The organism is Halosimplex litoreum, assembly GCF_016065055.1.
Taxonomy (GTDB): domain Archaea; phylum Halobacteriota; class Halobacteria; order Halobacteriales; family Haloarculaceae; genus Halosimplex; species Halosimplex litoreum.
Map to the genome: position 1 here is coordinate 543313 of NZ_CP065856.1, position 24367 is coordinate 567679.

General features: G+C 71.1%; 23 protein-coding genes. 4 read left to right on the forward strand and 19 right to left on the reverse strand.

Annotated elements, in window-relative coordinates; translation table 11 throughout:
* Positions 1–28: 28 nt before the first annotated feature.
* Positions 29–688 (reverse strand): molybdenum cofactor guanylyltransferase, encoded by a 660-nt coding sequence (mobA, locus tag I7X12_RS02770; protein ID WP_198062364.1) that lies wholly within the window; start codon positions 686–688, stop codon positions 29–31.
* Between the two features lie 115 nt (positions 689–803).
* Between mobA and I7X12_RS02775 the strand changes: the two genes are divergently transcribed.
* Positions 804–1637 carry a molybdopterin synthase gene (locus I7X12_RS02775; protein ID WP_198062365.1) on the forward strand — a complete coding sequence of 278 codons (834 nt, stop codon included), beginning with the start codon at positions 804–806 and terminating at the stop codon, positions 1635–1637.
* A 27-nt stretch (positions 1638–1664) separates the two neighbouring features.
* Here the strand turns inward: I7X12_RS02775 and I7X12_RS02780 are convergent, their stop codons facing one another.
* The 15 genes from I7X12_RS02780 to I7X12_RS02850 form a co-directional block, all read right to left on the reverse strand.
* The gene (locus I7X12_RS02780; RefSeq protein ID WP_198062366.1) at positions 1665–2858 is read right to left on the reverse strand and encodes a molybdopterin molybdotransferase MoeA; all 1194 of its coding nucleotides are present in this window, start codon (positions 2856–2858) and stop codon (positions 1665–1667) included.
* Between the two features lie 65 nt (positions 2859–2923).
* A complete protein-coding gene (locus I7X12_RS02785; RefSeq protein WP_198062367.1) occupies positions 2924–3160 on the reverse strand; it encodes a DUF7511 domain-containing protein in 237 nt (78 codons plus the stop codon).
* Positions 3161–3313: 153 nt separating this feature from the next.
* Positions 3314–4627: a P-loop NTPase gene (locus I7X12_RS02790; protein WP_232342989.1), complete on the reverse strand. Its 1314-nt coding sequence runs from the start codon at positions 4625–4627 to the stop codon at positions 3314–3316.
* A 24-nt stretch (positions 4628–4651) separates the two neighbouring features.
* Positions 4652–5491: a HEAT repeat domain-containing protein gene (locus I7X12_RS02795; RefSeq protein WP_232342991.1), complete on the reverse strand. Its 840-nt coding sequence runs from the start codon at positions 5489–5491 to the stop codon at positions 4652–4654.
* Complete coding sequence (locus I7X12_RS02800; protein WP_198062369.1) at positions 5484–6512, reverse strand: hypothetical protein; 1029 nt, start codon at positions 6510–6512, stop codon at positions 5484–5486. The genes I7X12_RS02795 and I7X12_RS02800 overlap by 8 nt, the downstream gene beginning before the upstream one ends.
* Positions 6509–7270, reverse strand: a complete 762-nt coding sequence (locus tag I7X12_RS02805) for a molecular chaperone TorD family protein (protein ID WP_394355623.1) — start codon at positions 7268–7270, stop codon at positions 6509–6511. The genes I7X12_RS02800 and I7X12_RS02805 overlap by 4 nt, the downstream gene beginning before the upstream one ends.
* Complete coding sequence (locus tag I7X12_RS02810; RefSeq protein ID WP_198062370.1) at positions 7267–8109, reverse strand: ethylbenzene dehydrogenase-related protein; 843 nt, start codon at positions 8107–8109, stop codon at positions 7267–7269. The genes I7X12_RS02805 and I7X12_RS02810 overlap by 4 nt, the downstream gene beginning before the upstream one ends.
* On the reverse strand, positions 8109–9176 hold the full coding sequence (narH, locus tag I7X12_RS02815) for a nitrate reductase subunit beta (protein WP_198062371.1): 1068 nt from the start codon (positions 9174–9176) through the stop codon (positions 8109–8111). The genes I7X12_RS02810 and narH overlap by 1 nt, the downstream gene beginning before the upstream one ends.
* A complete protein-coding gene (locus I7X12_RS02820) occupies positions 9173–12298 on the reverse strand; it encodes a nitrate reductase subunit alpha (protein WP_198062372.1) in 3126 nt (1041 codons plus the stop codon). The genes narH and I7X12_RS02820 overlap by 4 nt, the downstream gene beginning before the upstream one ends.
* Complete coding sequence (locus I7X12_RS02825; RefSeq protein WP_198062373.1) at positions 12295–12474, reverse strand: hypothetical protein; 180 nt, start codon at positions 12472–12474, stop codon at positions 12295–12297. Before I7X12_RS02825 ends, I7X12_RS02820 begins: the two co-directional genes overlap by 4 nt.
* The gene (locus I7X12_RS02830; protein WP_232342993.1) at positions 12471–14060 is read right to left on the reverse strand and encodes a cytochrome b; all 1590 of its coding nucleotides are present in this window, start codon (positions 14058–14060) and stop codon (positions 12471–12473) included. The genes I7X12_RS02825 and I7X12_RS02830 overlap by 4 nt, the downstream gene beginning before the upstream one ends.
* A complete protein-coding gene (locus tag I7X12_RS02835; protein WP_198062374.1) occupies positions 14060–14692 on the reverse strand; it encodes a QcrA and Rieske domain-containing protein in 633 nt (210 codons plus the stop codon). Before I7X12_RS02835 ends, I7X12_RS02830 begins: the two co-directional genes overlap by 1 nt.
* Before the next feature lie 46 nt (positions 14693–14738).
* Positions 14739–15392, reverse strand: a complete 654-nt coding sequence (locus tag I7X12_RS02840; protein WP_198062375.1) for a hypothetical protein — start codon at positions 15390–15392, stop codon at positions 14739–14741.
* Between the two features lie 214 nt (positions 15393–15606).
* A complete protein-coding gene (locus I7X12_RS02845; RefSeq protein ID WP_198062376.1) occupies positions 15607–16260 on the reverse strand; it encodes a helix-turn-helix domain-containing protein in 654 nt (217 codons plus the stop codon).
* Between the two features lie 92 nt (positions 16261–16352).
* On the reverse strand, positions 16353–17009 hold the full coding sequence (locus I7X12_RS02850; protein WP_198062377.1) for a helix-turn-helix domain-containing protein: 657 nt from the start codon (positions 17007–17009) through the stop codon (positions 16353–16355).
* An 871-nt stretch (positions 17010–17880) separates the two neighbouring features.
* Here I7X12_RS02850 and I7X12_RS02855 point away from each other — a divergent pair.
* Positions 17881–18144: a hypothetical protein gene (locus I7X12_RS02855; protein ID WP_198062378.1), complete on the forward strand. Its 264-nt coding sequence runs from the start codon at positions 17881–17883 to the stop codon at positions 18142–18144.
* Between the two features lie 21 nt (positions 18145–18165).
* On the opposite strand, the gene I7X12_RS02860 is transcribed toward I7X12_RS02855, so the two are convergent.
* Both I7X12_RS02860 and rdfA read right to left on the reverse strand, forming a co-directional pair.
* Entirely contained in the window at positions 18166–20274 is a 2109-nt protein-coding gene (locus tag I7X12_RS02860; RefSeq protein WP_198062379.1) for an archaea-specific SMC-related protein, read from the reverse strand.
* A 40-nt stretch (positions 20275–20314) separates the two neighbouring features.
* Positions 20315–20944 (reverse strand): rod-determining factor RdfA, encoded by a 630-nt coding sequence (gene rdfA, locus I7X12_RS02865; RefSeq protein WP_198062380.1) that lies wholly within the window; start codon positions 20942–20944, stop codon positions 20315–20317.
* 823 nt (positions 20945–21767) lie between these two features.
* Here rdfA and I7X12_RS02870 point away from each other — a divergent pair.
* Both I7X12_RS02870 and I7X12_RS02875 read left to right on the forward strand, forming a co-directional pair.
* Complete coding sequence (locus I7X12_RS02870) at positions 21768–22964, forward strand: alpha-D-ribose 1-methylphosphonate 5-triphosphate diphosphatase (protein WP_198062381.1); 1197 nt, start codon at positions 21768–21770, stop codon at positions 22962–22964.
* A 184-nt stretch (positions 22965–23148) separates the two neighbouring features.
* The gene (locus tag I7X12_RS02875) at positions 23149–23346 is read left to right on the forward strand and encodes a DUF7511 domain-containing protein (RefSeq protein WP_198062382.1); all 198 of its coding nucleotides are present in this window, start codon (positions 23149–23151) and stop codon (positions 23344–23346) included.
* A 160-nt stretch (positions 23347–23506) separates the two neighbouring features.
* On the opposite strand, the gene I7X12_RS02880 is transcribed toward I7X12_RS02875, so the two are convergent.
* The gene (locus I7X12_RS02880) at positions 23507–24130 is read right to left on the reverse strand and encodes a DUF7344 domain-containing protein (RefSeq protein WP_198062383.1); all 624 of its coding nucleotides are present in this window, start codon (positions 24128–24130) and stop codon (positions 23507–23509) included.
* Positions 24131–24367: the final 237 nt, after the last annotated feature.

The window sequence follows — 24367 nt, forward strand, 5'->3', positions numbered from 1 at the left end:
ACTCGCCGGAGATTCCGGCTCAGAAACCCTATTCGGGCGAATCGCGACCTCGGAGCGCCGCCAGGTCCGCGCGCGTGTTGACGTTCGTCGTCGCTTCGGCCAGCGGCGCCGCGACCGCGTCGGCCGCGACTCGCTCGACGGCCAGTCCGTCGAGCACCGTCAGCAACGCGTCGGTCGAGGAGCGGTCCGCGAGCGCGTCGTCGACCGCACCCCGGCGATAGAGCGCGTGTAACGGTTGGTCGTACCCGTCGACGACCGGCACGACGGCGTCCGCGTCCCCGCGCTCGCCTGCCCGGTCGTCGGCGCTCGCCGCCAGCCGCGCCCGCAGCGCCCCGACGCTCGCGGGCGAGACCAGCGGCATATCGCAGCCGCAGACGAACAGCCAGGGCGCGTCGGTCGCCGCGGCCGCGGCCGCCACTCCCGCCAGCGGCCCCGACAGCGACGGGTCGTCCCGGACCGGCTCGACGGCGCGGTCGCCGAGCGCGTTCGCCAGTCGTTCGCCCTGCTCGTCCGTCGCGACCGAGAGGATCGGCGGTCGCTCGGTCGTCTCGGCAACTGCGTCGACCACGCGGGCGACGAGTGGTCGACCCTCGAGCGTCGCGACGGCCTTGTCCGCGTCGCCGAAGCGGGTGCTCCGACCGCCGGCGAGGACGACGCCGCGGACCCGCGGCCGGTCCGAGTCGCTCATACTTCCCCTGGGACGGCCCCGGATTTGTGGCTGTCCATCGGACCCGTCGCTCGCGGTCACCGCGGTCGAACCGGTGACGCGGAATTTACAAGCCGCCGGGCCGCCGAGTTCGGGTATGCAGGTCCTGGGGATCGTCGGGCCGTCGGACTCGGGCAAGACGACGCTGGTCGAGCGCCTCGTGGGGCGCCTCGCCGACCGCGGAGCCGTCGCGACGGTCAAACACCTCAAAACCGAACCGACCGTCGACACGGAGGGGAAAGACACCGCCCGCCACCGCGCCGCCGGTGCGGCGGCGACCTACGGGATCACCGACGACGCCGGCTGGTTCGCCACCGGCGCCGACCGCTCGCTCGCGGCGACGCTCGACGACCTGGCCGCCGACTTCGACTACTGCCTCGTGGAGGGGTACAGCGACCGGCCGCTCCCGACCGTCGCGCTCGCCGGCCGCGACCACGACGGCGAGACCGTGGCGACGGCCGCCGGCGCCGACGCCGTCGATCTCGACTCGCTCGTCGACGCCCTCGACGCCCTCGAACCGTACGAGTCGCTGGCCTCGCTGGTCGCCGAAGTGACGCGCTCGCCCGACGCCCGCTACGCCGGCGCCGTCGCCACCTTCACCGGTCGCGTTCGGACCCAGGAGGACGCCGACGACGAGCCGACCGAGTATCTCGAATTCGAGAAGTACGACGGCGTCGCCGAGGACCGGATGGCGACCATCCGCGCGGAGCTGGAGGCCCGCGACGGGGTCCAGGAGGTCCGCATGCACCACCGCACCGGCGTCGTCGAGGCCGGCGAGGACATCGTCTTCGTGGTCGTCCTCGCGGGCCACCGACGGGAGGCCTTCGAGACCGTCGAGGACGGCATCGACCGCCTGAAAGACGAAGTGCCGCTGTTCAAGAAGGAGGTCACCGTCGACGACGCGTTCTGGTCGCACGAGCGACCGGAGTAGCGGAACGCTGGCCGAGCGCGAGCGACGTCAGTGGTGGGGTTCCCAGCGCTCGACGGCGACGGACTCGTCGGCGGTCACGCCTTCGAGGCTCTCGGGGACGACGACCCAGCCGTCCGCCGCGGCGACCGAGGAGAGGGCGCCCGCCCCGCCGCGTACCGGTTCGACCGTCCCCCCGCCGGTCTCCCGAACGCGGACGAACGAGCGCACGCCGACCTCGCTCGCGATCTTGCGGTCCAGCGTCGCTTCGAACGTCGGGAACGGCTCGGGGTCGAACCCGCCCGCCGTCGCGACGGCGGGCCGAAGCAGCTGCACGGCGGTCACGAGACAGGAGACCGGATACCCGGGCAGCGTCAGCACGGGCGTGTCGTCGACGACGCCGTAGCCGACGGGGTGGCCGGGCTTGAGCGCGAGGCCGTGACCCAGCACCTCGCCGAGGTCGGCCACCACGTCGGCGATGAGGTCGCGTTCGCCGACCGAAGAACCGCCGGTCGTCACCACGAGATCGTGGTCGGTGTCGCGTTCGACCGCCTCGCGGAGCGCGGCCTCGTCGTCGCCGACGATGTCGCGATACGTGGTCTCGCCACCCCAGCGCTCGACCAGTCGCGAGACGGTCAGGCCGTTGGTCTCGGTCGTCTCGCCGTAGCCGGGATCGAAGTCGACGAGTTCCTCGCCGGTCGGGATCACGCTCACCGTCGGCCGCTCGCGGACGGCCACCGAGCGGTGACCGCCGGCCTTCAGCAGTCCCAGGTCGGAGGGGCGCAGTCGGCGACCCGCGTCGACCAACTGGTCGCCCGCTTCGACGTCCTCGCCGGCCGGCGCGACGTTTTCGCCGGGCGGGACGGCGGCGAACACCTCCACGCGGTCCCCTCGCGTCTCGGTCTCCTCGACTTTCACGACGGCGTCGGCGCCGTCGGGCATCGGGCTCCCCGTGTGGACGTAGCGGGCCAGTCCGGCGCTGACCTCCCCGTCGGTCTCGTCGAGGACGGCCGGTGAGCGGCCGCTCGCGTCGTGTGTGTCGGTCGCTCGGACGGCGTAGCCGTCCATCGCCGCGCGGTCGAACCCCGGTACGTCGCGGCCGGCGGCGACCGGCTCGGCGAGCGTCCGGCCGTCGGCCTCGGCGAGGGGGAGAGACTCGACCCCCTCGGGCGGGTCGACGACCGACAGCAGTGCCTCGCGCGCGGCGCCCAGCCGCGTCACCTCCGTGAAGCCCTCGTGTCCCATTGCCGGCGGTTCGGCGGCGGGGACCTAAAGGAGTCCGGGACCGGCCGCCGGACACCGTCCGGTCCCTACCGCATCGACGCGGCGTCGACCACGAGGCTGCGGTCGACGGAGATCCACGTCGACATGCGCTCGATCCCCGTGGTGTCGGGCGGATGGATCGTACACCGGTCGGGCCGGTCGGCGTACTTGACGAGCACGAGTTCCAGCGTCGGCGGGTGGGCGCGACCGGGCTGGGCGGGGTCGGTCGAGGGGGTTCGGGGCTCGGAAGGGGAGTCGTCCGCTGACCGCGTGCGTCCCGACATCGTGTTACTCACTCGATGGATGGCCGCTAGCCCACAAGAGGGCTGCTATGAACTCACAATAGCCCAACGTAGCGGCCCGGAACCGACGGAACCGCTGGGAGGCCGGGACCGGGTCCGACCGGCCCTCCCGGAAGATGGCCGGCGGTGACCCACCTACGGCCGGACGGTCCGGAGGACCCAGGTCTCGGGGTTGCGCCGCTCGACCTCGAAGGGATCGAGGTCGCCGGGACCGTCGGCCGCGGCCGACAGCGAAGCGATAAAGGAGCGGACCGGCGTCGGGTCGCGGTCGGAGACGAGGACGAACGCCTCGCCGCGGTCGGTCGCGTCGAAGGCCTCGCGGACTCGGTCGTGGCGACCGTCTGCGTCGACGCCGCGCAGGTCGACCGCCTCGTCCGGCGCGTCGACCGACCACACCTCCTCGACGCGGTCGCGCGCGTCCGCGCCCAGTCGCTGCATCTGTTCCGGGAGGTCGCCGGGCCGTGGCGTCGCCTGAACGCTCGGGTCGAAGTCCAGCTCGGCGAGGACCGGCGCGTCGAGGTCCGAAAGCGGCTCGCCGTGTTCGAACAGGTCGTGCTCGTCGCCGCAGGTCGGACAGGTGAACCCCGCCATGTTGACGGCGACGCCGAGGACGGGCACGTCGTTCTCCTCGAACAGGTCCAGCGAGCGCGCGGTGTCGGTCACGGCCGCGTGGAACGGGGTCGTGACGAAGACGACCCCGTCGAGGTGGACCTCCTGCAGCGTCGTGAGCACCACGTCGCCGGTCCCGGGCGGGAGGTCGACCACGAGGGTGTCCAGGTCGCCCCAGGCGGTGTCCTCGAAGAGTTCGGAAAGGGCGTCGTGGGCCATCGCGCCCCGCCAGGCCAGCGGCGCGCCCGACTCCATGAGCCCGACGCTCATCACGTCGAGCGCGCCCGCCTCGACGGGCAGCGGGTTGCCGTCGTCGTCGGAGTAGACCGGCCCCGACACTTCCAGTACCTCCGGGACGTTCGGCCCGTGGATGTCCGCGTCGAACAGCCCCACGTCCTGCCCGGCTCCGGCCATCGCGCAGGCGACGTGGGTCGCCACCGTCGTCTTGCCGACGCCGCCCTTCGCGCTGGCGACGGCGATCACTCGGTCGACGTCGGCCAGCCCCGGCGACCGATCCTCGTCGGCGCCGTGAGCCGTCTCGCGCTCGACGTGGGCGTGTTCGACGCCTGGCACCTCCGAGACCGCCCGCAGCATCGCGCTCGTGACCTGCTCGCCCTCCTGGGGGCGGAAGTCGGTCAGGTCGGCGACGACCGTGACCGCGCCCTCGGAGACGGCGACGTCGGAGACGAGGCCGGCCTCGAAGACGTCCTTGCCCGCGTCGGGGTCGCGGACCTGCCGGAGCGCGGCTTCGACCTCCTCGGTCAGGTCGTCGTCGGTGGTCGTCCGCTCGGTACCGTCGGCGTCGTCCGTCGGTCGGTCGTGGTCGGTGTGTTCGGACATGAGTGGGGAGACAGCGAGAGGGAGTCAGAGGTCGGGCTGGCGGTTGAGGTGGTCCTCGCCGGGCAAGGTGGTGTCGCCGCGGTCGAGCGCGCCGGTGAACTGTCGGCGGAAACGGCCGGGGTCAGCTTCCAGCGCCCGCGCGGCCGTGCCGCGGACGATCCTGGGTTCGGACTCGTCGTCGGCGACCGCTTGCAGGGTCCGGCGGGCGCGGTCGTCGTCGACGCCCGCGAGCAGGTGGACGGCCCACTCTCGCACCCGCTCGCTGTCGTCGTCGACGGCCGCCAGCAGCGGCTCCAGCGCGTCCTCGCCGCGGCGCTTGAACACCGAGACGAGGGCGTTGCGCCGGACCGCGTGGTGGTCGGCGTCGAGGGCGTCCTCGATCCGGTCGGCGTAGGCCTCGCGGTCGATACGGTCGAGCGCGACGACGGCCTCCGCGCGGACCCACGGGTCGTCGTCCTCTGCGATCTCGGCGGCCGCGGGCCCGGCGCGCTCGCCGCCGAGCTTCGCCAGCGCTTCGACGGCGAACTGACGCACGTCGGCGTCGTCGTCCTCCAGCCCGGCGGTGATCAGCGCCTCGACGACGGCCGGGTCGCGCTCCTCCTCGGCCAGCGAGAGCGCCGCCCGCTGGCGCTCGACCGCGTCGCCGGTCGCCAGGCGTTCGAGCTTCTCCGTGGCCGTCTCGCTGGCGATCAGCGACGTGTCGGCCGCCGAGAGCTCCCGCGGCGTCGCCTCGCCGATGGTCACGTCCTCGCGGCTCACTTCGATGTCCTCCAGCCCGGCGTGGTCGACGTCGAATCCGGGGCTCTGCTCTGGGTGGACCCGCGGGTCGGTCGGCCCGTCGGTCGCTTCCTCGGGGTCACGCACCGGGACCACCTCCGTCGGTCGCGGTGCGGTCGCGGTCGGCCGTCGCGGTGCGGTCGGCGGGTGCGAGGTCCTCGCTCGCGGCCGGGCGACCGGCCGGCGCCCACTCGCGGACGAGCACGAGGAGCCCGAGCGCGAACGCGACGGCTCGGGGGAGCGTCGCCGGGACGCCGGCGCACAGGAGCAGCGCCGCGGCGATCGCGGGGCCGAACGCCCGCCGCCGCGCGTCGGCCGCGACCGTGGCGAGGGCGCCGCCGATCCCCAGCGCGAGCAGCGAGAGGGGAACCGTCCCGGCGTCGAACGCCACGAGCGCGACGGCGCCGGCGACGAACGGTGCGCTCGCCGCGGCGACGACCACCGCGAACGCGGCGACGACCCACAGCCCCAGATCGACCGTCCCGTCGAGCCGGCGGGCCAGCGGGAGCGCCGCCAGCGTCGCGAACACGAGCGCGGCCCCCGCCGGCCGGAGCGTCGTCGTCCCGAAGCCGGCCGACGCCGCGAGTGAGCACGCGAGCGCGAGCGTCCCCAGCGCGGCGACCGCACTCGGACGGGCGATCGGCGCGAACGCGGCCCGAAGCGAGTCGACGGCGCCGACGCGAGCGTGCGCTCGCTCGGCGAGCGCGACCGCGAGCCCGGCGGTGGTTCCGACGAGAACCGCAGCCGCGGCCGGGAACCACGCCGCGGCGTCGGCCGCGCCGACGAGCCCGAAGGCGCCGACCGCCGCCAGCGCCACCCGCTCGGCGCGGGCGTCGGCCTCGGTCGCGAGTCCCAGGACCGCCAGCGCCGGGACGACCGCCGCCAGCGTCGTCACCGCGGGGGCGACGGCGTGGCCGACCAGCGGGAGTCCGCCGAGCGCGTTCCGCAGGAGCCGCAGGGCCAGCACGCCGGCAGTCGAGACGAACGCGACGGCACCGAGGACCGTCGCGAGCGACGGCGCGACCGCGGCGTCGAAGCGGTCCCGGACCGCGGCGAGTCCGGTCGGATTCGCGGCCCGGTCGCCGGCGTCGGTGGTCGGCCGGCTCACGGGTCGCTCCCCTCCAGCCGGTCGGCCAGGTCGTCGGTGTCGGCGGCGACCAGTCGCCGACAGAAGTCGGCGAGTTCGCCGTAGTATCCCGTTCCGGGTTCGCCGTCGAGGGCGTCGGCGACCCCCTCGGAGAGGACCGCCAGGTGCCGGTCGAGGAAGTCCAGCCGCGCGCGGGCGGCGTCGGGGTCGACCGCCGCTTCGCGCCGACAGAGGTAGCCGGCGAACTCCAGCTCCAGCCGGTAGTGGTCGTGGTTCTCCCGGCGTTGCTCGTCGACCTCGACGCCGAAGTAGTCGTAGGCCCGTGCCAGGTCGAGGTTCACGTCGTTCCACGACGCCTCGGGCCGATATCCAGACTCGTACAGCGACACGCTCGGGCCCTCCGCGTCGATACTGCCGTCGGTGCGGTCCTCGACGGTCGTGTGGCCGAGCACGAACAGGTCGTTGAACCGGGCACACACCGTCTCGCGGTCGTCGTCGGTGGTCAGGTCGGGCGGCTCGACGTCGAGCGTCGTCCGGTCGAGCAGGCGCCGACACTCCCGGTCGAGCGCGCCGGATTCGAGCGCCTCGTGGAGCCGTTCGTCCGGTTCGGTCAGCGCTCGCGCGGCAAGCGCGTACAGCCCGCCCCGGGCCGCGGCGTCGGGGTCGGCGTCGGCCGGCGGCTCGTCGCCGACGGCCCGGCGGTCGCGCTCGGAGGTCCCCTCGTCGCCGGCCGCGCGGTATTCGGCCGTCGCGTCGTCGGTGGGTTCGGCGTCGCTCACGCCGGCTCACCTCGGGTTCGGCGGACGCCTTCGATGGTCACGACCGACACGAACAGGACCGCGAGCCCGGCGACCGTCCAGAGGATGGTCTCGTAGGGCGGCCCCTGCGGACCGGGTCCCATCGCGAGGTACTGCCACTCGCTGACGGCCTTGCGACCGGCGCGCTCGCCGTAGGAACCGTTCCACACCGCGACGGCGACATCCACGTCCCGTTCGCCCGACAGATCGGTGCGGTTGCCGCCCATCTCGGCTTCGCGCGTGAACGCGACGTGCCACTCGCCGTCCTCGCGGACCGCCTCGGTGTCGACGGCCGACCGGTCGAACGAGGTGGTGGTCCCCGCGCCGCCGGCGAGCAGCTCCTCGGTCCGGCTGGTCCCGGTCCAGTACCAGACGTTGACGCGGTTGCTCGTCCCGCCCATCGCGATGGGCGGGCGGGCGCTCTCGTTCTCGGGCAGCTGGACGGCGACCGCGTCGGGGAACTCGCGGAGGTCGCTGGCGTTGCGGTCGGCCGTCGCGTCCGGCCAGGAGACCCGGACGAACACGTGCGAGTCGTTGGTCGCCGTCCGGACCTGCGCCGTCGTGGTCGAGACGTTGCTCGCGCCCGGCAGCCCGCTCGGCGCGCTCGCCAGCGCCAGTTCCACGCTCGGCACCCCCGTCCACGACTCCGCCGTCGGATCCGTCGCGTTCGCCCCCACGTCGCCGACCGGCACCTCGTTAGCCGGCCGCGCGCTCGTCAGCGTCGGCAACACGGCCGCCCCGACGACCGCGAGGACGACCAGTGCGACGACGCCGAGCCAGGAGCGGTCCGGCGAGTTCGAGGGCCGCCGCTCCGGCGCCATCAGTCGAACACCCCCAGCCGGTACTGCTGTGCGGGGTTCTTGTCCTGAAGTATCTCCATGAGTTCGCTGTCCTCGCCGCGACTCACCCGGTCGCGATGGCGCTCGATCGTGTCGAGCGCCCCGTTGACGCGGTCGCCGAACAGCTCTTCGAGGTACTCCCGGGGGATGCGGTCGACCCCCTCGATGCTCTCGCCGTCTTCCGAGTGCTGGGGCGGCGCGTACGGCGGGATGTAGTAGACGTTCGGCACCGTCTCGAACTCCGGATGCAACGGCAGCGCCACCTCGTACTCCTCGACGAGCTTGTAGATGGGACCGTCCTCGTCGTCGAGATACCCGACCAGCCGGAGCTGGGGCGGACATTCCTCGGCGCAGGCGGTGGCGTGGACCTCCTCGTCCGGGCCGTCGCCCTCGATGCGGGGGTAGCAGAAGATGCACTTCTCCGATTTCTTCTTGGCGGCGTTGTAGTACACCTTCTTGTAGGGACAGCCCTCGACGCAGTAACGGTAGCCCCGACAGCGCTCCTGGTCGACGAGGACGATGCCGTCCTCCTCGCGCTTGTACAGCGCCTGGCGCGGGCAGGCCTCGACGCAGGAGGGGTGGGTGCAGTGATTGCAGATCCTGGGGAGATAGAAGTAGTAGCTGTTGGGGTACTCCCCGGCGCCCTGGTCCTCGTCCCAGTTGGGGCCCCACTCGGGGTCGACGTTCTGCGGCCGCAGCGGCTCGTCGCTGCCGTCGTACATGATCTCCGAGTGGTTGAACTCCCAGTCGCCGCCGTAGCGCTCCTTCTCGGGGATCTCGCCGGGCTGGCGCTCGCCGTGGTCGTCCGATTTCCAGCCGCCGCCGGACTCCTCCCAGTTTTTCGGGTAGCCCTCGCCGGGCTTGGTCTCGACGTTGTTCCAGTACATGTAGTCGCGGCCGCCGCCCTCCGTCCAGAGGGTCTTGCACGCGACCGTGCAGGTCTGACAGCCGATGCACTTGTTCAGATCCATCACCATCGCGACCTGGTGGTCGATCCCGTCCGCGATGTCGATGTTCGTGTCTTCCTGGGCGGCGTCGTCGGTACTCACGCCGAATCACCTCCCGGCGCCGCGTCCGGGCCACCGTCGTCGACTGGCCCGTCCGCCGGCGGACCGCCACCGTCGGCCAGCCGCAGGTCGGCCGCCGCCTCCTCGCTCTCGTCGCTCGATTCGCCTTCGGCGTCGTCTACGCCCTGGTCGGCCGGGCGCACGTCGACGCGCACGTCGGAGTTGACGCCGGTCGGCCCCCAGTAGTTGGGGAAGAAATAGAGGTGTTCGCCGGTGTCTTCGGGGTACTGGACGAGCTGAGTGGGCTTCATGTACATCGGGACGAGCGTGTTGAAGTTGTCCCGGTCGGGGTACTGGAACTTCTCCCAGGAGAAGAAGTGCCGAACCGTCCCCGGTTCGCTGGACGGGTAGATCTTCGCCTGCACCTCGACGCTGCCCAGGTCGTTGAACACCTCGACCGTGTCCCCGTCCTCGATGCCCCGCTCGGCGGCGTCCTCGGGGTTGAGGAAGACGGTGGGTTCGCCGCGCTGGAGGTTGAGCATCGTCTCGTTGTCGCGCCAGGTCGAGTGGATCGACCACCGGCTGTGGGGCGTGCTGTACGACAGCGGGTAGCTCCCGCCGGTGTTCGCCGGGCCGTCCTTGTGGGTCGGTAGCTCCTCGCCGAGTTCGAGGAACCAGTCGTGGTCGACGTAGTACTGCTGGCGCCCGGTGAACGTGGGCCAGGCCTGTTTGTCCTGCACGTAGTTCTTCCAGGGGGCGTAGGCCTCGCCGTCCTCGACGTCCGACGACCAGTGGCTCCCCGCTTCGAGCAGGCGCTGGGGCTGGTCGATCGTGTCGTCGAGCGTGATCTGCTCGTCGGTCCCCTCGGGGTTGGACTCCTCGGAGTGTTCGAGGATGTACTCGCAGGCCGCCCGATCCTCGGCGAGGGCGCCTTCCTCCCCCGATTCCCAGTCGCGCACGTAGTCGTCGTAGATAGTCGTGAGGTCGATCTCCCGGTCGAACTTCCGGTCGTCGATAGGCTCGACGCCCCGTTCGGTCGCGACTTCCTGGATCGTCTCGGCCAGATCCCGGAAGATCTGCCAGTCGGTCCTGGCCTCGCCCAGCGGCTCGACCGCGGGCGTGAACGGATGCACGTAGCTGTGCATGTCCGTCATGTTCAGGTCGTACTTCTCGTAGTGACTCGCCGCGGGGAGGACGATGTCCGAGTACAGCGCCGTCGAATCCATCCGGAAGTTGATGTCCACGACGAGGTCGAGTTTCGGCCACAGCTCCTCCTCGACGGCGACGTTGCCCTTGGCCTGGTTGAAGTAGTTGCCCCGCCAGACGAACATCGTCGAGGGGTCCGGGCGGGAGCCGTCCTCGCGCTCGGAGGGGTAGACCGGCATCCAGTCGTTGTCGATGGACTCGCGGATCTTCGCGGCGGTGTCGTCGTCGGTGTTGTCGAGGATGCCCGCGTGGAAGTACGTCCACAGCGTGGTGGGGACCCCGCGAACGCTGCCGGTCGGGAACGAGAGGGTCTGCCAGCCGTGGAACGTCCAGATCTTCTCCTGGCCGACGTAGTGGTCGAGGCCGGTGCCCTGCTCGCCGAGGTTGCCCGTAAGGGTGACGAGCAGCTGGATCGCCCGATTCCCGAGGTCGTTGTGGTACCAGTCGTTGACGCCCTTGCCGTGGATGATCTTCGCCTTGTCGGCCTCGGCGAACTCGCGGGCGACCCGCTGGTAGGTCTCCTCGCCGACGGTCGTCTCCTCTGCCACGAACTCGGGCGTGTACTCGGCGAGTTCGTCCCGGAGGTTGAGCCAGACCGAACGCACAGCGACGCTGTCGGCGTCGGCGCCGTCGCCGTCCGCCGACTCCGCGATGTCGACGTCGCGCTCGACCGCCAGTCGGGGGTCGAAGTCGAGCTCGATCGACGAGTCGGGGTCGTTCTGGCCGTCCCGATCCCCGAGCGATCCGGGCGCCATCCGCAGGCTCCCCTCGCTGTCGACCATCACGAAGGTCTTCTCGGGTCGGTCGACGCCCTCGCCGACGCCGGGTACCTCGCTCGCGCGGAGGAACTTCCCGGTGTCCTCGCGGACGAGCAGCGGCATGTCGGTCTGCTCTTTGAGGTGCGCTTCGTCGTACAGCTCCTCGTCGACGATGGTCCGTGCCATCCCGAGGGCGAGTGCGGTATCGGTGCCGCCCTCCGGGGAGACCCACTCGTCGGTGTGGATGGCCGTCTGGGAGTAGTCGGTGAAGACGCCGACGCGTTTCGTCCCGTTGTACCCCGCGTCGAGGAAGAACTTCGCGTCGGGGATGCGCGTGACGTTGATGTTCGACCCCCAGGCGATGATGTAGTCGGCGTTGTACCAGTCGGCGCTCTCGGCGTTGTCCGTCTGGGTACCCCAGGTGATCGGCTGGCCTGGCGGCAGGTCCGAGTACCAGTCGTAGAAGCTGTGAGAGACGCCGCCCAGGAGGTTGATCAGCCGAGAGCCGGAGGCGAAGCTCACCGGCGACATGGCCGGGATCGGCGTGAACCCGGAGATGGCGTCGTAGCGGCCCGCCTGCACCTCGTCGACGACGTGCTCGGCGATCTCCGTCAGCGCCTCGTCCCAGCTGATCCGCTGCCACTTGCCCTCGCCGCGCTCGCCGGTGCGGCGCATCGGGTACTTGATCCGCTGGTCGGCGTTGACGTAGTCGGTGTAACAGGCGCCCTTCTGACAGCCCCGCGGGTTCGGGTCGGGCAGGCTCTCGTCGACGGTTGGGTAGTCGCCGGCCTGCTCCTCGCGCCACACCTGGCCGTTCTTGACGTAGACGTTCCACGAGCAGGACCCGGTGCAGTTGACCGAGTGGGTCGAGCGGTGTTTGGAGTCCCAGTCCCACTCTTCCCGATAGAGGTCCTCCCACTCCCGGTAGGGGTAGTCGCCGATCGGATCGTTGACGACCTGCAGCCGCGTCATCTGGAGGAAGTCCTGGGCGAGGCCCGTCTGCGTCGCGCCCGCGCCGGCGACGCCGGCCGCGCCGACGCCCTTGAGGAAGTCCCGGCGGGACACGTCCACGTCGGAACCCCCGTCCGTCGCGGCTCCGTCGGCGGTTCCCTCGGCGAGGCCGTCGGTCGGTTCGCTGTCGGTGCTGTCGGTCGGCGGGTCGTCGGCTCGGTCGCGGTCGGTCGAGTAGTCGTCGGTCATTGTTTGGAAACGAAGATAGTCGCGAGTCCGCAGGCGACGCCGGCGGCGGCGAAGGCGATACCCGCCGGCGTGTGGCCGCCGGTGTCGAGACCGGCGGCTATCAGCGCGACGCCCAGCAGCTTGCTCAGTCGGTCGATCCAGCGATAGGAGCGCGCGGAGACGGTAACGGCGCTCATTCCTCGCCCTCCGCGTCGTCACCGTCGGCACTCGACGCGCCAGGTCCGTCGGCCGGCGCGGCCGAACCGTCGCCGCCGTCGGGCTCGTCGGCGTCGTCGCCGCGCAGCAGGCCGTAGGTGATGGCGGCACAGAGCGTCGGCCAGCCGACGAGCGCCCACCAGAGCACGGCGTTGACCGGGCCGGTGCTGGTTCCGAGCGCGTCCGCGGCGATGTTGTTCATGCCCGCGACGGAGGCGACCATGATGAACGTGACGCCGAAGACGCCGACAGCCGTCTGTTTCGGGCGGTCGAGCGGGTTCAACGCGAAGTGCTCGGGGTCGCGGTAGTAGTCGACGAACGGCCACGCCGCGACGGCCCCGAACACGAGCCCGGGCATGAGGATGCCGCCGACGAACTCGGCGTTGACCTCGCCGAGGATCGGGACGTGGAACGCGAGCCACGACGGCAGCAGCTTCAGGAAGCCGTACACCCACATCAGGAACCAGTCGGGCATGATGAGCGCCGGCGTGCCCGCGGGGTCGTTGGGGCCGTACTCGGCGACGTTGTGGACCGGGAGGAACCCGGCCAACAGCGACAGGGTCGCCAGCGTCAGGAAGAAGACGACCGCGCTCACCGCCGCCTGGTTCGGGAAGGCGGGCAAGCCGACGATGACGCCGTCGTCGTCGCGGTCGACGGCACCGACCACTTTCGCGCGGACCGTCCCGGCGACGCCGCCATCGGTGGCGGCACCGCTGCCGGCGGGGGTCGCGCCCTCTCCGGCGCCGTCGGCCGCCACACCGTCACCGCCGTCGGCCGCGGCCGTCCCACCGCTCGCGGCCGCGCCTTCGGCCGGCGGGGCCGGGCCGGGTACGTCGCCCTCGCGCTCGGCCTCGGTGTGTTTCTGGCGCATCAGGATCAGCATGTGGACGCCGATCAGCCCCGCGATGGCCAGCGGTATCACGAGCACGTGCAGGAAGTAGAACCTGGGGATGGTGGCCGAGGACGGGAACGACCCACCGAAGACGAGCTTCGCGAGCGCGTCGCCGGCGAGCGGGATCGATTTGGCGAGGTTGTACCCGATCCCCGTCGCGGTGCTGGCGAACTCGTCGAACGGCAGCGCGTAGCCGGTGTAGGCGGCGCCCATCGACAGGCCGGCCAGTCCGGTCCCGACGAGCCAGTTGGGTTCGCGGGGGTTGCGGTAGGCGCCGGTGAAGAAGACCCTGAGCATGTGCAACGCCATGGAGGCGATGAAGAGGTGGGCCGCCCAGTGGTGCATCCGGCGCAGGAGCATGCCGAAGGGCACGTCGTAGGTGATGTTCAGGACGCTCGCGAACGCCTCGGGCACCTCCTGGCCCTGGAAGCGCTCGACGCTGCCCTGGTACTCGACCTCGCTCGTCGAGGGCTCGAAGAAGAAGCCGAGGAACGTGCCAGTCAGCACGAGCACGAGGAAACAGAACAGGGCGACCTCGCCGAGCAGGAAGGAGTCCTCGGCGGGGAACGCCTTGCCGAGGATCTCCCTGTCGGAGTCGAGGTCGAGGCGGGCGTCGACCCAGTCGTAGGCGCGGGTGAGGCGACCGGTCCCGTCGCCGTCGTCGCTGGTCGCCATCACTCGCCCCCCGGGCCGACCGGCCCCTCGAAGTCCCCGGTCGCGACGAGATAGCCGTCCGAGGAGAGCGTGAGCGGGAGTTGCGGGAGCGCCCGCGGCGGCGGGCCGCCGACGACCGAGGCGCCGCTGGTCGGGTCGAACTTCCCGAAGTGACACGGGCAGACCAGCGTCTCGCCCTCGGTGTCCGAGACCATACAGCCCGCGTGCGTGCAGACCTTCGAGTAGGCGGCGTAGCCGCCGACGGTCGACTCCATGCTCGTCTCGCCGCCGTAGGCGTCCTCGGGGTAGCGGACGAGCAACGTCGGCGCGTCCGCGATGCCCGGCCGGGGCTCGGGGAAGACGGTGAGCTGTTCGCCCTCGGCGAGGGTGTCCTCGGTCACGCGCTCGCCCTGGCCGTCGACCAGCGCGACGCCGTCGGAGTAGACCGGGCCGGAGTAGCCCCGCTCGAAGACGCGGGTCAGGCCCATCAGCGGCGCCGCGAGGCTGCCGACGGCGGTCAGTCCGCCCATCGTCGCCAGCACCTTCGCGTAGTCCCGCCGCTCCATCTCGGCGCGAGCGTCGGTGTAGATGCTCGGACGGGTCGGTTCCTCGTCGCCGCAGCAGCCGTCACAGGTGTCACAGTCGTCGCTCATGGGTGGCTCCCTCCGCGAACCGCGGTGCTGTCCGTCGTGCGATACATCAGTGGTCCCTCCGTTCGGCGACTTCGATGTGGGGCATGAACCAGGCGTAGTAGGCGACGGTCGAGCCGGCCAGCGAGAGGAACATCCCCGCGGCGTAGACGCCGAAGTACTGCGTGCGCGCCAGCGTGAGGTACTCGCCGGTGAACAGCGCCGCGAAGACGATCGCGAGGACGGTCAACCCGCCCATCACGACCAGCCCCTCGATGGCCCCGCTGGCGTCGTGGTACTCGACGACCCAGCGCTCCTCGGTCGAGAGCCACGGGAAGCCGACCTGTCCGCCGTCGGGCCGGGCGTCGGCCGACCGCCCGTCGCTCCCGGTGGCCGCCCGTCCGCCGTCGGCGACGGCCGCGTCGTCGGCCGCGGTCCCGCCTGCAGCCGCCGGTTCGTCGGGCCTGACGGCACGGTTCATGAAGCGGTGTGCCGCCGAGAGGACGGCGACCAGCGCCAGCAGCGCCACCCAGACGATGACGCCCACCTGGCTGGGCGAGAGCTTGTTCGGGGTGTCGAGGAAACCGTCGAGCGGCCGCAGCTCGGAGACGCTCTGGTCGATGGCGATCTCCTCGCTCGGCGGCTCACCCTGGAGCCCGACGTACCACATCGGTAGCAGCGTCATCACGACCAGCAGGACGATGAGGTAGCCGTTGCGTCTCATCGGTGACGCGACCCTCCGTGTCGGTCCGACCCGCGGTCGGTGTCCTCGTCGTCGTCGGCGGTCGCGTCCACGGATCCACCGGACCGCTGTCGGGCGATTCGAGAGCGGGTCATCGCGTCGAATATGCGACACCCCACCGCAAAGCGATACGGCCAAAATACTCCGGTCGTTTTTGTACCCCCCGGCGGTCTCGGGGGTCGCTCGCGGGCGACGATCACGCCGACCCCTCCAGCAGCGAGTCGAGCACCTTCGACTGGGCCGACGCGAGGTGTTCGGCGAACGTCGAGGGAGAGATGTCCAGTCGTTCGGCCACTTGAGTGGCGTTGGCCGAGCGCGGGCGCTCGAAGTAGCCCATCTCCATGGCCGTCTCCAGCACCTCCTGCTGGCGGTCGGTGAGCCGCCCGCGGTCGACGAGCACCAGGTCGTCACCGTCCCCGTCGCCGGTGCGGGCCAGCCGGTCGATGCGGACCGACCCGAAGGCGGCGTCGAGGTCGTCGACGGCCGCCCGGACCGTCTCCACGTCGGTCGCGTGGAAGCTCAACCGGAGCGTGCCTCGCGAGGCGCTCACGTCGGTGACCGGCACGTCCAGTCGCTCGACGGCCTCGCAGACGCAGTCGCCGGACTCGCGAGTGAATCGCACCCGCTCGGCGCGGTCGGTCTCGAAGACGACCGATGCCTCGTCGGGGAGGTCGGTCGCCGTCGCGTCGCCGACGAGGTCGAACTCCTCGACGACCTCGCCCTCCCCGGCCGTGCTCCACCTGGCCGACCGGGCGATCGTGTCGCCACCGGTCGACGCCGCCACGGGACAGGCGTCGGCCGCCTCGACCGCGAGCCTGACCCGGATACCGCGTGCCGATTTGGCTCCCATGTGCGGCGGGTGGGAGGCTCGGCAATAGAACCCCGTTCGGCGCTCTCAGTGTCCGGGAACCCCCGGCGAACACGTTCGTCTGGCTTCTGTCGTCAGTCGGAGTCGAGGACCATCGACAGGACCGTCCGCTGGGCGGTCGCGAGGTGTTCGCAAGCGGTCGACAGCGCGACGCCGAGTTCCTCGGCCACCTCGCCGGCGTTGGCGCGCTTGGGCGTCTCGAAGTACCCCATCTCGAAGGCCGTCTCCAGCACCTCCCGCTGGCGGTCGGTCAGCTCGGCTCGGTCGACGGCCACGGGATCGTGGTCGGTCAGGTCGCAGTCGCGTTCGAGCCCGACCACGGCGACGCCGCCGAAGCGCGAGCGCAACACCTCGACGACTTCCTCCAGTCGGTCGGCGTCGGGGGTGAAAAAGGAGAGCCTGACCGCGTCGTCGTCGGCAGAGATGTCGTCGAGGGGATAGCCGAATTCCGAGAGGACACCGCAGACGCAGGCCGACTCGTCGACGCCGCGCTCGCGGTAGCGGACGCCCTCCTCCCACTCGAAGACGGGTTCGATGTCGTCGGCCGGCGCCGCGCACTCGCGGATCTCCTCGGCGTCGCCCCGGAGGGTGAACTCCTGGACGAGCCGCCCGTCGTCGACGGTCCGCGAGACGGCGTCGACGCTCGCGCCCGCCGTTCTGGCCGCTCGTGCGGGCGTACAGTGGCCCGGCTCGGTGACGCGCATCTCGACCCGGAGCCCGTCCGTCGACATGGGACCCCCTCCGACCGCCGGCCACAAAAGCGTGTCCGAATACAAACATGTTCGGGGGTGTCACCGGGTGGATAACCGACCACGGTGTCGCGGGTCGCGGGACAGAGCCCCAGTGAGAATCCGTTCGCGACGGTCCCGTCCTGCCCGAACGCCCTGGCGGGTCGACCGGTGCCGGGAGCGTCCGCGCGCCGGTCGGACCGCCTGGCGCGCGACCCGGACGGTCGACCTCGTCGCCGAGAAGACGGCGCGTCTGGAAGACGACGAGCAGTTCTACATCTTCGCCGCGATCGAGGCCGACGGTCCGGTCGCCCGCCACGGGCCGGGCCGTCGACAACCTCCCTGTCGACTCCGGCGAGCGCCGACGGATCGAGAACGGCGGCGCTCAGCGCACGGCCGCCCTCGTCGGTGTCCCCTGAATACGTCCCGTCTCCCGACACCGACCGACCCCGAGCGTATCTTATTTATATACATGACGGCTATTATATTGTATCTGTCCGATCGGATCGGGGCCTGAAACCCGAAGCGCGCCAGATACGGATTCTATCGGTGGAATAGCCGGATCGATTTTGATCCACTCACGTCGGAGACGTTCGAAAACTCCGAATTCGAGCCCTTATACCGATATTTCTGAAGGGAGCGATCCGACGCCACATCCAATCATTTTGACTGTATCGTAGATATTTAGAGTATCTGGTGTATACTACACGGAACGAGCGGCGGTGACCACCGCGGTAGGAGACTGTTACCGGCGCGCGGCCGGGTGGGACGGTCGCAACGGTAGCGGGCGGGGGTGGAACGGAACTCCGGATTTATTGTCGGGACTCGGGTAGAGGGACGCGCCTCCCCCACGTTCGCGGGTGGTGCACGACACATGAGACGGAACTTTCAGGGAACCGATAGAGGGAAGCGAGTCGTGGCCGACGACGGGACGGCCGTCGGGACGCTCGTGCGGACCGACGGGGACCGGGCTCGAGTCCTCCTGGACCCCGAGCGGTCAGACCCGGGCGATCCGACGGGCGAACGCGGGTCGCGGACGACGGTCGCGATCGACCGCAGAGGGGTCGCAGAGAGCACGAACGACCGCGTTCGTCTGACCGAGGGCGCCGACCCGACCGACGCACGGAGACGCACGTGAGGAGTGCGGAGGGAGTGCAGTTCAGATCTCCGTGATGCGGTCGTGATCCATCTGGACGGCCGACGCGTCCGCTTCGAGCAGCGCGACGACGAGGTACGTCGCGTGGTCGGCGAAGTACTCGACCAGCTCGGCGATCCGCTCGGCGTCGATGGCCTCCAGGGAGTCCAGCAGGAGGAACGGGCACCGCCGGTGGACGTCGTGGACGAGGTAGCCGGCCAGCGCCAGCACGAGCCCGACGACCTCCCGCTCGCTCTCGCTGAGGTTCGACGGCGAGTCCTCGAAGACGCCCTCGTCCCCTTCGCGGACGACGCGGATGTCGAAGGTGCCGACGTCGGCACCCGACCGGTCGGTCCCGGTGGTCCGTGTCAGGCGTACCCGAGTGACGTTCCCGTAGTCGAGGGCGTCGACCAGCGCGTCGGCGTGGTCGTTGAACGTCGCCACGGCCTCGGCCGCAGTTCGGTCGAGCCGCGTCCTGCGCTCGAGGAGGTCGGACTGGAGCTCCTCGCGACGGGTTTCGAGCCGGTCGCGCTCCTCGAGGCGTTCGTCGAGGGCGGTCAGCTCCGACTCGACGGCCGCCAGGTCCGACCGCCGCTGTTCGAGCTCGACCTGGCGCTCGTTGGCCCGCCGGTGCAGGTCCAGCAGATCCGAGTAGTCCTCGGTCCGCAGGTCTTCGACGGTCGCCTCCAGCTCCCGTACGCGTTCGTTCAGGTCCCGGCGGCGCCGTTCGAGTTCGCCGATGCGCTCCTCCCGGCGCGCGAGCTCGGATTCGACGCGGTCGCGTTCGGCTCGCAGGTCCGCCCGCCGCTCGCGGCGTCGCTCCAGCCGTTCGCGACGGGCGTCGAGCCTGTCGATCCGAGCGGTCAGGTCGCGACGCCGCGCGAGCGTCCGCTCGCGAAGGGCACGCAGCCGGTCGAGCGTCCCCTCTATCGCCGCGCGGTCGACGGTCGACCCGCACGTCCAGCAGGTGACCCGCCCGGCGCCCGACAGCTGGTCGGTCACGTGCTCGTCGCCGTCGTTCGACGCGAGTCCCACGGAGTCGTCCACACCCGCGATACCGTCGTCGTCCGCGATACCGTCGTCGTCCGCGATACCGTCGTCGTCCGCGATACCGTCGTCGGGGTCCCCTACTCGCCGAACTACCTCGGCCCGGTCGATCCCGTCGAGTCCGGCGAGGTGTCCGTCCTCGAGCTGCCTCTCGTTGAACCGGACGATCCCCTGGAGAGCGCTCACGTCGCCGTCGAGCCGGCGCTTGCGCTCGCGCAGCGTCGCGACGTCCGCGCCCAGTGCGTCGATCTCCGCCTCGTCGGCCGCCGAGACGGCCGACAGATCCCGTTCTATCTCCTCGCGTTCGCGTTCGACCGCCGCGAGCGTGTCCCGCTCGGCGTCCAGCTCCTCGATCACCGATTCGAGATCCGTCCGCGCCGCCCGCAGCTCGTCGAGTCGGTCCTCCAGGCGCTCGTCGCGCTCGATCCCGTCGTCCAGCGACGCGTCGGCCGCTTCGATCGCCGCCTCCAGGTCGGCGAGGTCGGATTCGAACGCTTCGATCTCCCCCTCGAGGCGGCGCCGCTCGGCGGCCAGCTCCGCCCGCTCCTCGTCCAGCCCTTCGAGGTCGGACAGGTCGTCGTCGACCCGCCGCTTCTCGGCGGTCAGCCGTTCGATCTCCGTCTCGATGGCGTCCGTGTCGACCGGCCGCATCACCACCCCGGCCAGGTCGCCGCCCGTCCTGACCGCCTGCCGAACGTCGTTGTCTTCGAGCAACACGGCGTAGGTATCGGCCGGTCCCGGGTCCGTGAGGTACGGATCGCCCGCCGCGACCACGCCGTCGTCGGTTCGATCGAACCGTCTGGTGTGCGTGTCGCCCCCGACGGTCAGCTCGACGCGGCCCGCGTCGGCACCGCGTCGTAGCGGCGTCGTCTCGCCGCCGAGCACCGCCCGGATCGCCCGCAGGAACGAGGTCCTGTTGGTCGCGTTGCGACCCGCCAGTACCGTCACACCTGGGTCGAGCTCGACCGTCGTCGCCTCGATGCCGCCGACGTCCCGGACCGAGACCGAGGCGGTACCCGCCCCGTCGTCGGTCGTCGACTCCGAACGGTCGTCGTCGGATCCGTCCGCCCCAGCGTCGCCGCCCATGCCCGCTCCCGGGAGCGGCGCGCGTAAATGCGTTCGTATCTCAGCGGGTGCCGTCGTCGGGATCGCACCCGCAGCCGCCGTCGCGGAGCAACGAGACGGCGTCGCGGTCGGCGCCGCAGTCGTGACAGATGACGCGTGCGTCGAGGAACACGTCGAACTCTCCGAGGGTGATCCGGTCGGCGTCACGGTGGCGGGTGAGCGTGCCCTCGGCGACGGTGGTCGTCCGCCCGACGAGCCGCTGGAGCGTCTCCACGTCGCTGTCGACAGGGTCGGTCGCCGACTCCGGCGGCGCGACCCCTCTGACCTCCGTGAGGTAGGTATGGACGGCCTGGTGGGAGACGAAGTCCTCGGCGAGCGCGTCCACGTCGACGCCGGCGCGGGCGAGGTCGTTGCGCATCTCGGCCCTCCGCCCTTCGCTCGTCTCGTCGTCGGTCAGCGTCTCGTAGGCGTCGGCGACCGCGTGTTCGGTCGGGTTGCGGTCGGCACGACGCATCGCCGACCGCAGGACGGCCCTGTTGAACTCGTCGGCCAGGTCCCGGAGACTCGTCCGCGCCCCGGTCGAACCCGTCCAGCTGTCGACCAGTCTGTCACCCATCCCATCCAGCCCGTAGGCGGCGACGAGCCGCTCGACTTTGCTCCGTCTGCCCTCGGGCGCGTCGTCCGACACCATGGCTGGGGCTCTCGGGGCGCAACCGTATACCTGTCGGTGGTCGTTCAGGTCTGGCGGCGAGAAACCGCGGTCGAACCGGCCGCGGCGCCGGCCCATCGGGTCACGGGCTGGGGGCCGGCACCACGGCCGCGGACCGCTGGTAGACGCAGCCGTCTTCCCGCGTAGCGCCCCGGGCGAGGAGCGCCAGACCGACGGAGCGGCCGACCGGTGGGCTGGGAAGCCGACGGGAACGGGCGTCACGTCGGCGATGCACAGGGGTTCGGGCGTGTCAGGTGGTTCCGGTCGTTGGGTCGACGGCGATCGATCGGAGGGGGGTGAGACGGTTAAACCGAGTCAATCGTTCACGGGGGTACGCACCGCGTAACGGGCCGCTGAGAGGCGACTGGCGATACCTTCGACCGCTTCGGACGAGTAGCGACTCGCTTCAGACCGCCGGCGTTCGCGGACCGGTTCCTCCGCGCGGAACGACCTGCGACCCCTTGCCGTTCGAAGCGAGCTCGGAGCCCGTCGCCGCGGTATCGAATTCGAAACCGGCCCGTACGCGGACGATAACCAAGTGTGACCCCTCGGTACCTCCGTGCGGGGGGTCGGGGGAGGTCCCACCGCCGTCCATTCGACTGCACGGACGCCCGCCGCCGGTCCGACGCCCGTCCCGGACGACGGCGGGCGCCGCCCTGATTCCCTGTTCCATTCTTTGAAGCCCGACCGCGATAGCGGCCGCGTTCGGCGACGACCGCGATAGCGGCCGCTCGCGGACACCGCGCCGTCGTCGGCCGTTTAGTCGACCCATTACTATGCGTATCGACCCCCTGACGGACGGACGATGAGCGAACGGACCGAACGCCTGGTCGTCGAAGGCGGGACCGTCGTCACGCCCGCGGCCGCACTCGAGGACGCCCGCGTCGTCGTCGAAGGCGACCGGATCGCCGCGGTCGAGGGGACCGAACGCGCCGGCGGGAACGACGGTCGGGTGACGGCCGACGGAGCCCGCGACGACGGGACGACAGAGCGGCGCCTCGACGCCACCGACCGGGTCGTCCTCCCGGGGCTGGTCGACCTCCACGGTGACGAGGTCGAACGCTATCGGTTCCCCCGGTCGGGCGAGCGCGTCGACGCGGCGACCGCGCTGGCGACGGCCGACCGGCTAGCGCTGGCGGCCGGCGTCACGACCAAGTTCGACGCGATCGCCTTCGAGGAGGCCCCGGAGAAGAACCGGTCGATCGAGGGCGCGACGGAGCTTCTGGAGGCGGTCGACACGGACGCCGACCTGGTGGCCGACCACCGCGTCCACGCCCGGTGTGAGGTCACCGATCCCGCCTCGGTCGCGGTCGTCGGCGACCTGGTCGAGCGACCGGTCGTCGACATCGCATCGGTGATGGCACACGCGCCCGGCCGCGGCCAGTTCGAAGACGAAGCGGCGTTCGCCAGCCGCTACGCCGACGGCCGGGGCGCCGCCGCCGACGAGGCGGCCCGGGCCGGGGCGGAACGGCGCGCCGTCCCCGAGCGGACCGTCAGAGAGCGGGTCGCCGACCTCGCCGAGGAGTTGTCGGCGGCGGACGTGCTGGTCGCCTCCCACGACGACGCCGACCCCGCCGCCGTCGAGCACGCGCTGGCCCACGGCGTCGATCTGTGCGAGTACCCGGTGTCGCTCCCCGCGGCCCGCCGGGCGAACGAGCGCGGCGCCGCGACCGCGATGGGCGCGCCGAACCTCGTCCGCGGCGGGAGCCTCTGGGGCAATCTCGACGCCCGCGAGGCGATCGACGCCGGCGTCGTCGACCTGCTCTGCTCGGACTACCGCCCCCAGGCGCTGCTGGCGTCGGTGTTCGTCGACACCGGCGAGCCCCTCGCCCGCCGAGTGGCTCGCGTCACGAGCGAGCCCGCCCGGGTCGCCGGCCTCGACGACCGGGGCGAGCTCGCGCCGGGTGCGCGGGCCGACCTGGTCGTCGTCGACCCCGATCCGGTGCCGACCGTGACCCGCGCCGTCGTCGCCGGACGGGACGTGTACCGTTGCGGGCGGTGACCGCCGGGCGACCGCCGTCGGAGCCGGTGGCCGCCAGGATGGCGACCACGGTGAGACGCGACGAGCCATCGATCCGAACAGTTTCGACAGTTTTCGCCAGTTCGGTCGTTTAACCGCCCTATACACTGTTTTCCGGCGCTGTAGACGACCAATTACAATGAGTCGACGCCGCCTCCGATGCGGTATGTCGACGGACACGACGCGCCAGACCGGCGGCGAACGCGAAGCGCCGACGTGGGAGCTACGAGCGGTCGTCGAGCGCTACGACGACGCACCGGACGAGTGTACCATCTACCCCGCCGGGGTCGACGAACACAAGCGGATGGCGACCTGGGTCTCGGCGACCGAACCGGCGTTCGTCGAGCTCGGCGCGGTCCGCTGAGCCGCGAAGCGGTCTCGTTTTTCGGATTCGTTCGATTCGACCGCCGAACCCGAGAGCCGAGACCGAACCCGGCGGTCGGTGTCGAACCCGAGAGCCGAGGCCGAGTCCGGTAGCTGGTGCTGCCCGAGTAGCAAAGAACGGAGACGTAACGGGGGAGACGCTACTCCTCGTCGCGGCGGTCGAGCGTCTGTGCGGCGGAGACGCCGACGACCCCGACGAGGACGACCGTCGCGACGACGGTCGGCGTCAGACCGACGGCGGCGGCGCCGAGCTGGCTCGCGACCAGTCCGAGGACGCCGGCGCCCGTGAGCGACCCGTAGTAGAGCGGCCACGGGCGGTCGAGGTCGTCGGACTCCTCGAGGTACTCGTAGAGCTGGGCAGCGTTCGGGCCGAGCGAGATCCGGCCGCGGTTCTGATTGAACTCGACGATGTCCATGTCGTCCATCTTCGGGAGGTGACACTGGTAGAGCCCGACGTAGACGCACTTGCGCTCGTTGGACGTCACCTGCGCGACGGTCGTCCCGTTCTCGACGGCGGCGACGTGCTCCGCGAGCTCCCCGAGCGAGACCGTTCCGCCGTGGTCTTGCAGGTAGTGAAGCACCGTCCGGCGCCGTTCGTTCTTGAGGATCTCGAAGACGTGGTCGAGCGGCAGGTCGGCGACCGACTGGGAGTCGGCCTCCGACTCGGGGGCGGATTCGGTCTCCGCGACCGCTTCCGGTTCGGGCTCGTCGGCTTCCTCGGCGAGGATATCACCGTCGCCCGCACGCTGGGACGTCGACGACATCAGGTCGCCACCTCCGGAGAGCCGCGCCTCCGATCCTCGGTCACGCTTCGGGCGAGACGTGGTCGCGAGCGCTCACTCATGAGTCGCCCGCCGAAACGTGTCCGTGACAGTTAGCGTTCGATTCGCGGTCGGTTCGTGGGATATGTCGGCATTCATGTGTCCGTACCCCCGGCGCTGGAGACCCCTCCACAGAGTGTGTTGCGCCGTCTGTCCGTGATGGCTCATGGCCACTTAATC